The 16294-nt window shown below is 68.2% G+C and carries 7 protein-coding genes; 5 read left to right on the top strand and 2 right to left on the bottom strand.

Annotation, left to right across the window (positions count from 1 at the left end; all coding sequences use genetic code 11):
* Positions 1-546, bottom strand: a 546-nt coding sequence (locus tag ABD899_RS05980; protein WP_425474941.1) for a TRAFAC clade GTPase domain-containing protein, incomplete at its 3' end; no start/stop codon positions are given.
* Positions 547-911: 365 nt separating this feature from the next.
* Here ABD899_RS05980 and ABD899_RS05975 point away from each other — a divergent pair.
* The 3 genes from ABD899_RS05975 (at position 912) to ABD899_RS05965 (ending at position 5894) form a co-directional block, all read left to right on the top strand.
* Positions 912-3659 carry a PD-(D/E)XK nuclease family protein gene (locus tag ABD899_RS05975; RefSeq protein ID WP_345203463.1) on the top strand — a complete coding sequence of 916 codons (2748 nt, stop codon included), beginning with the start codon at positions 912-914 and terminating at the stop codon, positions 3657-3659.
* 474 nt (positions 3660-4133) lie between these two features.
* Complete coding sequence (locus ABD899_RS05970) at positions 4134-5132, top strand: hypothetical protein (protein WP_345203462.1); 999 nt, start codon at positions 4134-4136, stop codon at positions 5130-5132.
* A gap of 246 nt (positions 5133-5378) precedes the next feature.
* Entirely contained in the window at positions 5379-5894 is a 516-nt protein-coding gene (locus ABD899_RS05965; protein WP_345203459.1) for a hypothetical protein, read from the top strand.
* Positions 5895-5915: 21 nt separating this feature from the next.
* Here the strand turns inward: ABD899_RS05965 and ABD899_RS05960 are convergent, their stop codons facing one another.
* Entirely contained in the window at positions 5916-7958 is a 2043-nt protein-coding gene (locus ABD899_RS05960) for an ImmA/IrrE family metallo-endopeptidase (protein ID WP_345203457.1), read from the bottom strand.
* A gap of 195 nt (positions 7959-8153) precedes the next feature.
* Between ABD899_RS05960 and ABD899_RS05955 the strand changes: the two genes are divergently transcribed.
* Both ABD899_RS05955 and ABD899_RS05950 read left to right on the top strand, forming a co-directional pair.
* Entirely contained in the window at positions 8154-13376 is a 5223-nt protein-coding gene (locus ABD899_RS05955) for a DEAD/DEAH box helicase (RefSeq protein ID WP_345203454.1), read from the top strand.
* A gap of 22 nt (positions 13377-13398) precedes the next feature.
* Positions 13399-16233, top strand: coding sequence for a helicase-related protein (locus ABD899_RS05950; protein WP_345203452.1), 2835 nt, complete (start codon positions 13399-13401; stop codon positions 16231-16233).
* The last annotated feature ends 61 nt before the right edge of the window (positions 16234-16294 follow it).

The following is a 16294-nucleotide window of genomic DNA, read 5'->3' as shown; positions in this document are numbered from 1 at the left end:
CTCGCCAATACCGGCGAGCCTCAGCTGCGATCCGCGAGGTGCCCGGTCAAGTTCGATGAGCCATTTTAGGTACCGCTCTTCCTCGCCTTCGTAGGCGAGCAGCTTCTGACCGTCCACGAGGAAGAGCGCAACATCGGAACGAAGCAATGACCTGAAGGTGTCGACGCGCCGACGAGCCTCCTCATCGCTGCTCGGCGTCTCCTCGAACCACTCTCCGGGGTAGTCGTGCCACGCGAGCCGCAGGGCGTCGAACGGGCGTTTCCTCGATGCCGCGTTGTCCCCGCTCTTCAACTTTAGAGTGAAGTAGTACGTCGAGCTCCCGAACTTGGTGAGCGATGGCGCCGTCGCTCGGTCCCGCATCCCGAGGTAGTTCTGGTACAGCCGATTGCCCTGGCCAGTCTCGTCAGCAACCAGGTGCCAGAGGTCGTTCGAGTAGGACCCTTCCTGGGTGGGACCAAAGAAGGACGACACCAGCACCGTCTTGCCTGAACCGCTTTCTCCAAAGACTGCGATGTGCTGCTCTCGGACCCTCGGAGATTTCGCCATGGCGCGAAGGTACCCCACCGCGTCACGCCTGCCGTTCGGGCCCCCCGACGGGTTTCCACCACCCAGCCACTACCCGTCCCGGGCGCACCCAGCACGTCTCGAGTCGCGCGAGCAACGATGTGGAACCGACGTCGAGGGTCGCCAGGGTCGAGGCCAGCGTCCTGGCTTGGCGTGCCCGCCTCGGTGGCCTTTGCGAACCCAGGTTCAGCCCCTGGATGCGCCGTCTGCGTGCCTCACATTGGTGATTCGCTGACCTCCCAGCGAGGACGAATTGGCCGTGCATCACACTTGGAGTGTCGCCGAAGCCGCAGGTCACGGAGCCTGTGCCACGTTAGCGTGAGTGGCAGGCCACGGAGGAGGGGATGGTGACCGGCGAGATCAGATGGGTTCGCTACGGCCCCGAAGCACTGCAGGCACTGCGGGGCGTCGTCGCCGAAGCGAAGGCCGACGACGCGATGGCGCCGGTGACGGTGCTCGTCCCGAACAACATCGCCGGCATCGTCGCGCGGCGCTTCCTCGCGCACGGGCTCGGACCCGACCGCCGTGGCATCGCCGCCATCCGGTTCACCACCCTTCGCCACATCGCCGAGCAGCTCGCGGCCCCCACGTTCGCCGGCGCCAGCCGACGGCCCGCGACGTCAGCCGTCACCGCGGCCGCGGTCCGCGCCTGCCTCGACACCGACCCGGGCACCTTCGCCCCGGTGGCCGCGCACCCGGCCACCGCCAGGGCCCTCGCCCGCTCGCACCGCGCGCTGCGCGACGTCGACCCCGAGGCGCTCCCCCACCTCGTCCGCGTCTCGTCGTTGACGGCCGACGTCGTGCGGCTGCACCAGGCCACCCGCGACCGCCTGATCGACGGCTTCTACGACACCACCGACCTCCTCCACACGGCGACCAACCTGCTCGGGTCGGGAGCGGCGTCCACCGACGAGCTCGGCACCCTGGTCCTGTACCTGCCGCAGGACCTCGACCGGGCCGAGACCTGGATGCTGCGCGCCCTCGCCGCCGCCGCGCCGGGCCTCCACGTGGTCGCGGCTCTCACCGCCACAGAGCGGCCGGATGCCGCGGTCGTCGCCGCCGTCGCCGCCGTGACGGCTACCCAGGACCGCGACACCGACCGCGCCCACGACGGCGACCGAGAACCACACACCCCAGCACGCGAGGAGCCCACCGCTCACCGCGTGCTCACGGCATCCGATGCCGACGACGAAGTGCGCTGCGCCGTCCGCGAGGTCGTCGCCGCCCTCCGAGAGCACCCCGCCCACCGGCTCGCCGTCCTCTACGCCAACGTCTCCCCCTACGCCCGGCTGCTCCACGAACACCTCGCCGCCGCTGGAATCACCGTCAACGGCGCCGGGGTGCGCCCCGTCGCCGAGCGCGCCACGGCTCGTCTGCTCCTCGGGCTGCTCGAGAACGCCCGCACCGGATTCCGCCGCGGCGACGTGATGCGGACCCTCGGCGAGGTGCCGCTCACCACCTTCACCGGCGCGCGGGTCAGCGTCGCCCGCTTCGAACGGGTCTCGCGAGAGGCCGGCGTCATCGGCGGAGAGGACTGGCAGGCCAAGCTCGAGGCGTACGTCGAGCGCCAGGAGCACGAGGCCGCGACCACCGACTACGAGTCGAGCCGCGCCCACGCCCGCCGCAACGTCGAGGCCGGCGAGCAGCTGCTCACCTTCGTCACGGACCTCCAGCGCAGCCTCGACGACGCCGCCCGCACCTCCACGTGGCACGCCCTGGGACGCGCCATGCTCGACCTGCTCGATGCCGTCCTCACCGAGGACCGCCGCCGGCGCCTGCCGCTCGAGGAGCAGTACGCCCTCGGCGTCGTCGAACGCGTGCTCACCGGGCTCACCGCCCTCGACACGCAGGGCCTCGCCCCGTCCCTCCTCGGCCTCGAGGAGGTGCTCGGCGTCGAGCTCGAGTCGGCCCTCCCCCGCGTCGGCCGGTTCGGCGAGGGCGTCCTCGTCGCCCCGCTCTCCCAGGCGGTCGGCCTCGACCTCGACGAGGTCTGGGTCGTCGGGCTCTCCGAGGACCTCTACCCCGGCCGGCTCCACGAGGACTCCCTTCTCCCCGAACGGGTGCGGGCGGCATCCGCGGGCCAGCTCCCCTCGACCCGCACCACCCTCGACACCAAGCACCGGCAGCTGCTCGCCGCCTTCGACACGGCGCCGCGCGTCACCGCGAGCTTCCCGCGCGGGGACCTGCGGCGCAGCAGCGAGCGGCTCCCCAGCCGGTGGCTGCTGCCGTCCCTACGCGCGCTCAGCGGCAACCCGAACCTCGCCGCGACGCGGTGGGCCGACGGTGTCGGCGCCTCGCAGGCGTGGCTGCACAGCTCGCCGTCGTTCGCGGCCTCCGTTCTCGACACCGACGAGCCGAGCACCCGCCAGGAGTGGGCGATGCGCGCGGCCTCCGCGACCCACGACCTGGAGGACGACGCTGTCGCGGCCGCCCGCGAGCTCCAGCGCGCCCGGGAGTCGAACGAGTTCACCCGCTTCGACGGCAACCTCACCGGCAGCGAGGGGCTGACCGACTTCGCGACCGGCGAGCGCCTCGTCTCCCCCACCTCCCTCGAGCGGTACGCCATCTGCCCCCACGCGTGGTTCGTCCAGCGGATGCTGCACGTCGAGCCGGTGGAGTCCCCCGAGGAGGCCATCGAGATCAACGCGCTGGACGTCGGCAACATCGTCCACGAGTCCTTCGACCAGCTCGTCACCGAGGCGACCGAGCGCGGCGAGCTGCCCGGCTACGGCCAGCCGTGGTCCGACGCCCAGCGCCGCCGCCTCCAGGAGATCGGCGCGGCGACGGCCGACCGGTTCGAGTCCGAGGGCCTCACCGGCCACCCCCGCCTGTGGCCCGTCGCCCGACTTCGCCTCCTCACCACCCTCGACAGGATGGTCACCGACGACAACGAGTGGCGGCGCGGCTCGGCGCCCGGGTGGTCGCCAGCGAGCTGGCCTTCGGCTTCGACGGCACCGAGCCGGTCCGCCTCGACCTTCCGGATGCCGGGAGCGTCGCCTTCCACGGTTCCGCCGACAAGGTCGACCAGGCCCGCGACGGAACCCTCCTCGTCACGGACATCAAGACCGGCAGCGCCCGCACGTTCCGCAGCCTGAAGCAGGACCCGGTCGCTGCGGGCGAGAAGCTCCAGCTCCCCGTGTACGCCCTCGCGGCCCGGGCCGTCCACGGCCGCCCAGACACGCCCGTCGCGCCCTCTACTGGTTCGTCCACAAGCACTGGGAGCGCGTCGAGGTGGAGCTCACCCCCGAGGTCGGTGCCACCTACGCGGCGACCGTGGGCACCTTGGTCTCGGGCATCGCCCGTGGGGCGTTCCCACCGCGAGCGCCCGAGGACCCGGACTTCCTCTGGGTGCAGTGCTCCTACTGCAACCCCGACGGGCTCGGGCACGGCGAGGTGCGCCAGGCCTGGGAGCGCAAGCGGCTCAGCCCCGAGCTCGCCGACTTCGCGGCCCTCGTCGACGGCGTCGTGCCCCAGGACGACCCGGCCGGGAACGACGACGGGGGCCCTGATGCGACGCCCGAACCGCCCGGGCGCAAGGACCGAAGCCGGTCGACGACGCGACCATTTCCGTGCTGGCGGATGTCGCCCTCTTCTCCCCCGGGAACATCGCCCTACGCGCAATCGGGCGACTGGTCTCCGAGGCCGAGAGTGTCGAGGATGTGGGCCTCTTCGAAGCGGCCGCTGTACTGGCGAACGGGCTGCGCTCGCTCTTCAACCGACCGGATGCCATCAAGATTGTCGAGCGCACCGACGGCACAGATCGGCCGTACTGGCGGCAGGTCCTTGCGTACTGCGCCGCAGGAAACCTGGAATCGGTCCTCGACGAGTACCTGCACCACCTGCTGCAGGACCTTCGCAACGGGCCGGTCACGGGCGATGTCCTGTCGGACCTGGCTTGGAATGCCGCATCCGCGCTCAGCCTGCGCACGAGCAGCCAGCGCGCACTGAACGCGTCAGACCTCAACGGCTCGCTGTCGTTCGTCCCGCGCTTCGCCCTCCGGTACGGAGGGCGACGGGCGGCCGGGGAGGACGCAAGGCAGCCCGAGGTCAGGCAAGCCTTCAACAGTCCCTTCTGGCCGTTCGTCCTCGCCTCCACCTCGGTGGGTCAGGAGGGCGTGGACTTCCACTGGTGGTGTCACGCGGTCTTCCACTGGAACACCCCCGCCAACCCGGTCGACTTCGAGCAGCGCGAGGGCCGTGTCGACCGCTACCGCGGCCACGCGATCCGCAAGAACATCGCCGCGCGACATGGCGCATCGGTGCTTGCACGTGGCGACGGCGGCAACCCTTGGAACCACCTCTATGAGGCGGCCCGAGACTACGAGGGCCAGTACGGCGGGTTCACACCGTGCTGGGTCTACCCGGGACCGGCGAAGATCGAGCGGCATGTCGCACCCATTCTCCTCAGCTCCGACGCCGCCAGGTACGCGCGGATCAAGAAGGACGTGGCCCTGTACCGGCTGACCTTCGGCCAACCCCGCCAGGAGGACTTGCTCGAACTCCTGCGGCGACGGCAAGACGTCAATCCTGGGACGCTTAGGTCCCTGCGCATTGACCTAGCCCCATAGGCCCCGGAATGAAGCGCCGCTAAGTGGGTTCTCCCAGCCCCGTGCAACAGGCACGGTGTGGCGGCAGCCATGTGGATCAACCGTCTCCTAGCTCGCACCTTATGAGGTGCCGCTCGAAATGGTGGTACTCAAGGAGCTCGCCTACTTAGACCTGTAGCGGATATCCACAGGCACCGGTGGGGCTCCCCGACACCGACTCGTCTCGAGCGCCGGAGGTCGGCCGAGCCGCGAGGGCAGAATGGGTGCATGGTGGTCTCGCTGCTGGTGATCTCGGACAGGGAACCGTTGGCGTGGCTTCTGTCCGAGCAACGATGGGCCATTCCGGCGGGCCGCGCACGCTCCGCGCCAGCCATTGGTGACCAGCTACTCCTCTACACGACTCGAGGGTGCTACCGGAATCCCAGCCGAGACCGCGGGCTGGTCATGGGGCTGGCCACTGTCAGGACGTCTCCTGGCCCCCTGCCGGAGGCAGTCTCGTTTCGTGGTCGGGACTTCACGACAGGGTTCGACGTCGACATCGAGGGTGTCGCGCCGCTTCACCATGGGGTCGAACTCGGGCCCATGGCGGGTCACCTCGACTTCCTACCTGACGCGGCTACATGGAGCGTCCGCCTTCGCCGCTCCCTGATCCCACTGAGCGAGCGGGACGCCAGTGCCATCAGTTCGAAGCTGATGCACCACGTCCAGCCACGCGGTGAGGTCCTGGCCGGCTACCTTCGAGCCTCGAAGACCGGCACCGAGCGTGTTGCGGGCAATACCTAGGCCGCTCAGACCAGCCTCTGTTTACATTGGGCGACCCTGCTGCCGCGCCTTCTTCTGCCGGTCAGACAGCCTGCGCCACACCTCAGCCGGTGACTCGTACAAGTTGATGACGCGACCGGCCGCCTTCGTCACCACTTCGAGGTCGATCGGTGGCACAGGAGCCCCGGGCGTCAGGTACTGGTGAAGGTGCGGCGGCATGCGCACGTCCGGCTTCAGCCGCAAGCACGCGATGTAAGCAACCGCTTCCGCCTCGCACTCAGCGGTCTCGGTGGTGACAGTGCTGCGGTCGGGCCAAAGGTCAGACGACGGCGAGCCAACGTGCCCGCAGTACACATGCCCCAGCTCGTGCGCCAACGTCGCATAGGCCGCTCCCGGGTCGAGGTTTCGGTTGATCTCGATGTCGACCGTGACAGGGACAAGGTGGGGCTTCGAACGCTCTGACCTGGCGACGCTCAGGGTGCCAGCTCCCCATCCAGAGCGTGCCGATCCGGCGCTGCCCGCGCCGTCGTGCGTCTGACTGATACGGATCCCCTCCGACACAGCGGTGTGAGCCGATTGTGCAAATGCGTGCTCGACGCCGACGATCGGCGCCATTGCGAACGGGCCTCGGATCTCCTGTGGAAGCGGGGGTACGTCGCGGCCGCTCGGCTCAACCTGGCTCACGTCGAAGACCGGGAGTACCGGGCCAAACGTACGCAGGATGATCCGTGGACGCTCGCCAGGCTTGACTCGATGGCTCCAGTCCTCCAGCCACTTGTGCGCCGGTAGAACGTGGCGACAGCCGGGGGCTTGGGCGTCCAGGAGCAGTGCGTTGAATGGCGCCAGCTTTGTGAACCGACCAATCACTCGAAGAAGCTCCCCGACCGCGGGGCCGTCTCGGTACGTCATCGCTTCCTGGATGAGGCCGCGTACCGCACGGGCGACATCGTCCTCGTCTGGATTCGGGCTGCCGAGGTCCAGTTCGAGTTGGCCGAACTGCCTGCGGTCCAGTGGTGGATGCTGCGCGGGCACCTCAGCGGGGACCGCTAACCCCTCCCTCAACAAGATTTCCCGCACCAGGTCAGTGCCCCGCTGCGCGGCCTCAACGGCCAGCTTGGCGGTATTCCGAACCCCGACCACCCGGAGCTCGGGGGCAGTGAGGGTGTCGCGCACCGATGGAACCCGCGCCATGTAGATGGCCTCAACCGTGCCGACCTCAACTCGGCGCACGAGCCCGAGCGCAGTCAGGTGCTTGGCCGTCTGCGAGGTCATGAGGCCCCGCTTCCCACCAACCGCCGCAGGGCCTCCGCCGCACTCAATGACGAGCCGCGTCAAAGCGAGCGCTTGGTCGAACGTCAGCTCGAGCATCACCTCGTCGAGGCGTGAGGCAGCGACAAACACCGGAGACCCCGAGACCTTCCGGCCGCCCGAAGCCGGTGGCACCTCTGAGGGCTTGACGACCGGGAGGAGTTCATCGTGGGGACTGGACCGTTGTGGCTGCGTGTTGTCTTGGACCGCCTTCACGGGCAGCAGCCAGTACAGCTCCCCGGCGGCACGCGTCAGTGCTGCTGCGAGGCCAAGTAGGCGGTCGGGCTCGTCCTCAAGTTCCCCTGTGTCGCTCCCTCGTACACCGATGGTGGGGAGCGCGGGCAGCTCCGGGCCCGTGGTGATGCTGATTGAGCCGTCGACCGCGAACCCGTGACCAACGTGAATCTCGCGCGGAAGCGCCTCAAGGAGCTCCAAGCCCTCGACAACCGTGTCTACTTCGTACTCCGCTGCGTTTCTGTCAGGTTCCGGCAGCATCACTGCACGCTCAAGGAGAACCGACCGAACGTCTTCCAAAGCGATGATCGGCCGGTCGGCACCGAGGATCTGCTCGACCACGCGCCGCAGCTCCAGAAGCTGCAGCCGCGTCAGGTCCAAGACCTGCGACGCGACCCAGTCTGAGTCCGGACGCTCGCTGTACTCATGTGACGCGTGGTTCCAGTCATTGGGCGGCTCACCGGCTTCTATGGCTTGTTCGGCACGGATGAGACGCACACCGGCGACTTCAATCTCGCGAGGCACCCCTGCGAACCACGTCATGAACAACCCCCAAGACGACTTCCCGGTCGCACAGCCAACCACGTGGTGACCTGCGCAGATGCCATTTGAACCACGGTGGGCGCGCCGCAGGGACTTGCAGCGAGACATTTGAGCGGAGTCCCTTCGTCGTGGCTCAACAGTCACTAGGGTCATCGCGGGGATGCTTAACGACGGGTAGACGGAGGCAACGCGGGCGTGGATGTGTTCGAGGTTCGGGATCGCCTCATCGAGGACTACAGCGCCTTCACGTCGGGGGCCGTCGAGGTTCGAGACCGGCGGGTCAGCGCGCACGTCGACGAGCAGCTCGCCAGCGGTCTTCAGTGGCCCGACCCGTGGCTGAGTCTCAACCCGAGTTTCGAGACAGGTGGCAGCATCAGCGAGCTCGTCGCCGAGGGACTAATCGAGCAGGAGTGCGAGCGCATCTTCCGGGTCAAGACCCACCGCAACGACCCGGGCGTGTCGACTCTGACTCTGCATCGCCACCAGCGGGATGCCGTCGAGGTCGCGCGGGCCGGAAAGTCGTATGTGCTGACGACCGGTACCGGCTCCGGAAAGTCGCTCGCCTACATCGTGCCCATCGTCGACCGGATCCTCCGCGATCGTGCCGCCAACGCCGGCCATCGTCAGGCCGGCGTGAAGGCCATCGTGGTCTACCCGATGAACGCGCTGGCGAACTCGCAGATGTTCGAGCTGCAGAAGTTCCTCGAGTTCGGATACCCCGAGGGCGAGGAACCGGTGCGCTTCGCGCGGTACACCGGACAGGAAAGCGAGGATGTCCGCCGACAGATACTCGCCGATCCGCCGGACATCCTGCTCACCAACTACGTGATGCTCGAGCTCGTCCTCACCCGTCCCGACGAGCGAAAGCACCTCATCCGTGCTGCGCAGGACCTCCGATTCCTGGTCCTTGACGAACTGCACACCTACCGCGGCCGCCAAGGGGCCGACGTCGCGCTGCTCATCAGGCGGCTGCGGGACGTCTGCGCCTCCCCTGACCTGCAGGTGATCGGCACCTCGGCCACGATGGCCTCCGGCGGGACGTCGGCGGACCAGCAGCGCGCGGTCGCCGAGGTGGCCACTCGGCTCTTCGGATCAGAAGTCACCGCTGAGCGGGTCATCGGCGAAACCCTCACCCGTGCCACGAAGGCCGGCGATGTCCGTGGCGGAGAGCTCGGAGACTCCATCCGGGCCGCGCTGTCCCGGCGCCATCCCCCGACCTACCAAGAGCTGGCCGGTGACCCTCTTGCTCAATGGGTCGAGCAGACATTCGGGTTGGCGACCGAGGACGGCTCCGGTCGGCTGGTGAGGAGCAAGCCCACCAAGGTCCCGATCGCGGCAGTCGGCCTGGCCGACGTCGCTGGTACCTCCGTCGAGGAGGCCGCCGAGGCGATCCGTCGAACCCTGCTCGTCGGCTCCGAGGTTCGGAACCCCGGGACCAGCCGGCCACTGTTCGCGTTCAGGTTGCACCAGTTCCTCTCCAAGGGAGACACCGTCTATGTCTCTGCTGAGGCGGAGTCGACCCGGTACATCACGAGCATCTACCAACAGCGCGTGCCCGGTCGACCCGACGACGTCCTGCTCCCTTTGGGATTCTGTCGTGAATGCGGGCAGGACTATCTCGTCGTCGCCAAGGTGAGCCGCCACGGACAGACCATCTTCGTCCCACGCAAGGATGCAGATGCCTCGGGAGGCGACAGCGTCACGGGCTACATCTACGTCTCCGAAGACCTGCCTTGGCCGGCGAATCCGATCACCGAGAACCGTCTGCCTGACCATTGGCTGGCCACCTCCGAGCGCGGTGAGACGACCGTGCTGCCGACCAAGGAGAAGTACCTTCCGAACGAGATCTGGGTCGCGTCAGACGGCCGGCTGGTCGGCCGCGGCGAGGGCTTGCGCTGCTGGTTCGTCTCGACACCCTTCGCCTTCTGCATGAGATGCCGTGTCTCCTACGAGCAGGTCCGAGGAAACGACTACGCGAAGCTGGCGACCCTTGACCGTGAGGGGCGATCCTCGGCGGTCACGGTCGTGAGCGCAAGTATCGTCCGCTCACTGAAGGCGCTGAGCCCGGACGAGCTGGCACCCGAGGCCCGCAAGTTGCTCACCTTCGTCGACAACCGCCAGGACGCATCTCTACAGGCAGGCCACTTCAACGACTTCGTTCAGGTGTCTCAGCTCCGCGGAGCACTCTTCACGGCGATGGGTGACTCGCCTGATGGGCTGACGCATGAGGTCCTGGCCCAACGAGTCACGGATGCCTTGCAGCTGACAATGCCTGAGATCGCCGCCAACCCTCTCGCGAGGTTCTCAGCGCGCGACCAGGCCTACCGCGCACTGCGTAACGTCGTCGAGTACCGGCTCTACACGGACCTCCAACGAGGCTTCCGCATCACGATGCCCAACCTCGAGCAGACGGGGCTCCTCCACGTCGAGTACGTCGACCTGCCGGAGATCGCACGCGACAGCGAGTCCTGGGCTGGCTGTCTGCCCGTCCTCCGAGAAGCCGACCCGGCACTGCGGCAGGAGCTAGCGACGATTCTGCTCGATGAGCTCCGCCGCGTGCTCGCGGTGGACGTGGACTGTCTCACCGAGTTCGGCTACGAGCGGATCCAACGTGAGTCGCGACAGCACCTCGCTGGGCCCTGGTCGCTTCCCGAGGGCGAGCGGGTCGTCGAAGTCGGGACCGCCTATGGCCGACCCGGGCGACCCAACCGCCCGCGGGGCGATCTCTTCGTCTCCGGTCGGTCGGCCTACGGGCGGTACCTGAAGCGCGAAGGTGCCGGCCTCGGTCCCACCCTGACGACGGATGACGCGCAGCTCGTGATCGGGGACCTGCTGCGCGTCCTGGAGCAGACGGGCCTGCTCACCATCGTGTCCGATCTCGAGGGCTTCCCCGGCTACCGGCTGAAGGCTTCGGCAATCCGCTGGATCGCCGGCGACGGAAGCAAGGGCGCCGAAGACCCACTCCGGAAGTCCCTGAACTCCGAGGCCAGCGTGAGGGTCAACCCGTTCTTCACAAGGCTGTACCGACAGGTCGCCGAAACGCTCCGCGGCCTCCAGGCCAAGGAGCACACTGCTCAGGTTCCCAGCGAGGTGCGAGAAGAGCGCGAGGAGGCCTTCCGGTCTGGTGACCTGCCGCTGCTCTTCTGCTCGCCCACGATGGAACTCGGTGTCGACATCGCGAGCCTCAACGCGGTGGGGCTGCGCAACGTCCCGCCGACGCCCGCCAACTACGCCCAACGATCCGGACGCGCCGGCCGGTCCGGACAGCCGGCCCTGGTCGTCACGTACTGCGCGACCGGCAACGCCCACGACACCTACTACTTCCGGCACTCGCGCGACATGGTGGCTGGATCGGTGGTTGCGCCCCGCCTTGACCTTGCCAACGAGGACCTCGTCCGGTCCCACGTACACGCGGTCTGGCTAGCCGAGACGGGTCAGTCCCTGAAGTCACGCATCACGGATCTGCTGGACGCAGGCGGTGACAAGCCCTCGTTCACCGTCCTTCCTGACATCTGGCGCGCGCTGACGGAACCAGACGTGCAGCGCCGCGCCACCCATCGCGCGGAGGCAGTCATCGACGAGCTGCGCCGGTCATGGGACGTCGGCACCGAGGAAGTCTCATGGTGGTACGACGGCTGGGTCGCCGACCAGGTGCACCGCGCCCCGCAAACCTTCGACGAGTCCCTTGAACGGTGGCGCACGCTGTACCGGACGGCTCTCGAGGAGTACCACGAGCAGAACAAGCTGGCCATTGACCCCAAGGCCCCGCACTCGAACCGCCAGGTCGCCCAGCGGCGCGCCGCCGATGCGCGCAACCAGCTCGTCCTCCTGCGTAACGAGGACCGCGAGAACGGCCAGACCGACTTTTACTCCTACCGGTACTTCGCCTCCGAGGGCTTCCTTCCGGGGTACTCGTTCCCGCGCCTCCCCCTGGCCGCGTACATCCCCGAAAGGCGGGGCACGGCGGGGAATCGCGACGGTAACTACGTGCAGCGCCCTCGGTTCCTCGCCATCAACGAGTTCGGTCCGGGTGCCCTCATCTACCACGAAGGAGCGCGGTACGAGGTCGTCCGTGTTCAGCTACCGCGCCACGCCGAGCCCGGAGCCGAGACCGAGGAGGCACGTCGCTGCGAGGCCTGCGGCTACCACCACCCCGTCGGCGTCGGCACTGACGTGTGCGACTCCTGCGGCGGGCACCTGGGGCTGAAGACCTACGGGCTGCTCCGACTCCAGACGGTCTTCACCCGACGGCGGGAACGGATCAGCAGCGACGAGGAGGAGCGTCGCCGCTCCGGCTTCGAGCTGGAGATCTCCTACCGCTTTCACGACCACGGAGACCGTCCGGGCCGCATCGACGCACAGGCAGATGCGGACGGGTCGAGCACGGCGCACCTGACCTACGGCGACTCCGCAATGATGCGGATCGCCAATGTTGGCCGCCGGCGTCGGAAGGACACGGCCGACCGTGGTTTCTGGCTGGATCTCACCGAAGGTAAGTGGCTCTCCGAAAAGGCGGCTGCCGACAAGACGGTCGACACGGACGGGATGGCACCCGCCGAGGACGTGCGCCACAAGGCCAAGGTCATCCCCTACGTCGAGGACCGGCGCAACATACTCGTCGTCCGACTGGATCGTCAGGTCGACGAGACGACAGCGACGACCCTGCGATTCGCCCTCGAACGTGGAGCAGAGGCGCACTTCCAACTCGAGGACTCCGAGCTGAGCAGCGACTCCCTCCCCGACCTCGACCAGCGCGGCCGCATGCTTCTGACCGAAAGCGCCGAGGGCGGCGCGGGTGCACTCCGCCGACTCGTGACCGAGCCCGGCGCCCTGGCCAAGGTCGCGCGGCAGGCCCTCGAGGTGGCTCACTTCGACCCTGACACCGGGGAGGACCGTGGACACGCTCCCGGAGCACACGAACGCTGCGAGCGCGCGTGCTACGACTGCCTCCTGTCATATGGGAACCAGTACGCGCACTCGATGATCGACCGCCACGCGGTACGTGACCTACTCCTGGAGCTCAGTCGCTCTCGGACGACGTCGGGTGCAGGCGGGAGGTCCCGTGACGAGCAGCGCCAGAGGCTGGACGCTCTCGCCGACGCCGCGCTCGAGAAGCGCTTCGTCGTGTGGCTCGATGAGCACGGTCTCCGTCTGCCGGACCGCGCACAAGTGACGGTCACTGAAGCCAACGCCCGGCCTGACCTGGTCTTCGACCTCGCCACCGGCCCAGTGGCCGTCTTCGTGGACGGGCCGGTGCACGACACCGACCACCAGAGCGAACGCGACGCCGCCGCCGAAGACCGGCTCGCCGACGCAGGGTGGATGGTGGTGCGCGTGCGTCACGATGCGGACTGGGATGCTGTCGTGGCCCGCTATCCCTCGGTGTTCGGCGCTCGCCGCTCCACCGGCCGGGCATGACTGGAAAGGAACGGTTCATCGGATGACGTTTGCCGTCGGCTCACTCGTGCATGCTCGCGGCCGCGAATGGGTGGTGCTCCCCGACAGCACCGACGACTTCCTCGTCGTGCGCCCCTTGGGGGGCGGAACCGACGACGCGGCCGGGGTGTTTCCTTGGGAGGCCGACGTGCGGGAGGCGACATTCCCGTTGCCCAACCCGGAGGATCTGGGCGACGCCACGAGCGCCGGCCTGCTGCGCACGGCCCTGCGCGTCGGTTTCAGGTCGTCCGCTGGTCCGTTTCGCTCCTTGGGCAATATCGCGGTCGAGCCGCGCGCCTACCAGTACGTGCCCCTCATGCTCGCCCTGCGCCAGGACACGGTGCGGCTGCTCATTGCTGACGACGTGGGCATCGGCAAGACGGTTGAGGCCGGCCTGATCGCTGCCGAGCTGCTGGCGCAGGGCGACGCGCGGCGCCTCGCCGTACTCTGCTCCCCCGCGCTGGCCGAGCAGTGGCAGCGCGAACTGCGAGAGAAGTTCAGCGTCGACGCCGAGCTCGTACTTACTTCGACGGTTCGTCGTCTCGAGCGCGGCCTCATGATGAACGAGTCGCTGTTCGACCGTCATCCGTTCGTCGTGGTCTCCACCGACTTCATCAAGTCGCCAAGCCGGCGTCACGAGTTCCTCAACCACTGCCCCGAACTCGTCATCGTCGACGAGGCGCACACGGCAGTGTCTGATGACGGCGCAGGCGGTCGTCGCGCGCGGCACCAGCGGCATGAGCTGTTGCGCGACCTCGCAAAGAACCAGGACCGCCACCTCATCCTGGTGACCGCCACCCCCCACTCTGGCAAGGATGAAGGTTTCCGCAACCTTCTCGCCCTCCTCGACCCCGCCCTCGAGACGCTCGACCTGGACGAGGTGCGGGGGCGGGAGCGGCTGGCCCGGCACTTTGTCCAGCGTCGACGCGCGGATATCCGCCACTTCCTCGATGAAGACACGGCCTTTCCGAGCGACCGTCAGACTCGAGAGGCTCCCTACAGCCTCAGTCCGGAGTACCGAGACCTTTTCGATCGTGTCCTCGACTACGCCCGCGAGCAGGTGCGTGACGAGCAGGACGGCTCGCTCCGGCAGCGGGTGCGGTGGTGGTCCGCACTGGCCCTCCTGCGGACGCTCGCCTCGTCGCCGCGCGCTGCCGCATCCACGCTGCGCACCAGGGCTGCATCGGCAGAGGCCATGGATGTCGCCGAGGCGGATGCGCTGGGTCGAGCGAGTGTGCTCGACACTGCGGATGACGAGGCACTCGAGTCGGCCGACGTGACCCCGGGCGCTGACAGCAGTATCGATGACTCGCGGGTCGAGGGAAGCCACCGACGGCGCCTGCTCGACATGGCTCGGCAAGCGACTGCCCTTGAGGGCCCGACGACGGACCGCAAGCTCGGCCTGCTCACCAAGGAAATCAAGTCACTGCTCGCCGACGGGTATGACCCCATCGTCTTCTGCCGGTTCATTGACACCGCCGACTACGTGGCCGAGCATCTCGCGGGCTCACTGGGCAGGAGCGTCGACGTGGCGGCGGTGACCGGCACCCTGCCCCCTGCGGAGCGGGAGCAGCGAATCCGCGAGCTGACCGCCAGCGACGCACGCCATGTTCTCGTGGCGACAGACTGCCTGTCAGAAGGCGTGAACCTGCAGGACGCCTTCCAGGCGGTCGTCCACTACGACCTGGCCTGGAACCCCACCCGTCACGAACAGCGCGAGGGCCGGGTCGACCGCTTTGGCCAGCGGATGAACACCGTGCGCGCCGTCACCGTCTATGGAAAGGACAACAGCATCGACGGCATCGTCCTTGACGTTCTCATCCGGCGTCATCAAGCCATCAGCAAGGCCACCGGGGTCTCTGTCCCCGTCCCGAACGGCTCTGACAGTGTCATCGAGGCGCTGCTCGAAGGGCTCCTGCTGCGCGGCCAGGACGCTGACCAGCTGCAGCTCGACCTGGGCCTCACCGAGCGGACCGACGCGCTCCAGCGCGAGTGGGAGTCTGCCGCGGAGAAGGAGAGGCAGTCACGGACGAAGTACGCCCAGGGGGGCATCCACCCTGAGGACGTCGCCGCCGAGGTGGCAGAGGTGAGACGGGCGCTCGGCGACCAGAGCGACGTCGCAGCTTTCGTCGAGGAGTCCCTTCGGGGACTCGGCGCGTCCGTCACCCCTAGCGAAGACGGATTCCAAGCCGTCACCTCGACGCTCACGGCTGGGGTCCGTGACGCCCTTCCTCCGGGGCATGCCGAACCACTGCCGTTCCACCGGCAACTTCCGGCCCCTCGTCATCACGCGGTGCTCAACCGGACCGACTTGAGCGTGGAGGCCGTCGCCCGGCACGTGCTCGACGCTGCACTGGACCCGGCGATGGACCCGACGGCCCGCCCCGCCCGACGCGCCGGAGTGATGCGGACGCGCACCGTCTCCGTCCGAACCACTCTGCTGCTCGTGCGCTATCGCTTCCACCTCGACCTACCCGGTCGCGATGAACTGCGGCAACTCGTTGCTGAAGACGCGCAGGTCCTGGCCTTCCGCGGGTCGCCAGACCAGCCTGAGTGGCTACATCCTCACGAGGTCGAGGAGCTTCTGGGTGCAAGCCCCAACGCCAACGTCCCGAGCGACCAGGCTCGAGACCTCGCCGCTCGCGTGCTCGACAGGCTCGGCGCGATCGGTGACGAGCTCGCGGCTCGAGCCGACGACCGCGCCGATGCGCTCCTCGAAAGCCACCGCCGAGTCCGTGCAGGCGCGGGGGCTGCCCGGCGTGGCCTGTCAGTTCGAGCACAAAAGCCCGTCGATATCCTCGGCGTCTACGTCTACCTGCCCGTCGTCCCGGGAGTCTGACGTGTCCGCGACCGTGCTCTTCTCGGTGTCCACCCGCAGGTGCGACTCAGCTCCTCAGCGC

Origin of the sequence: Fodinibacter luteus (assembly GCF_039541575.1) — a bacterium.
In the GTDB taxonomy this organism is placed as follows: domain Bacteria; phylum Actinomycetota; class Actinomycetes; order Actinomycetales; family Dermatophilaceae; genus Fodinibacter; species Fodinibacter luteus.
The sequence above is the reverse complement of the archived record's forward strand: the minus strand, read 5'-3'. Positions and strand labels throughout refer to the sequence as shown.

Excerpts from the sequence above, each read along its gene's own strand:
- ABD899_RS05965 (WP_345203459.1), top strand. The coding sequence starts at position 5,379 with ATGGTGGTCTCGCTGCTGGTGATCTCGGACAGGGAACCGTTGGCGTGG.
- ABD899_RS05960 (WP_345203457.1), bottom strand. The coding sequence starts at position 7,958 with ATGACGTGGTTCGCAGGGGTGCCTCGCGAGATTGAAGTCGCCGGTGTG.
- ABD899_RS05950 (WP_345203452.1), top strand. The coding sequence starts at position 13,399 with ATGACGTTTGCCGTCGGCTCACTCGTGCATGCTCGCGGCCGCGAATGG.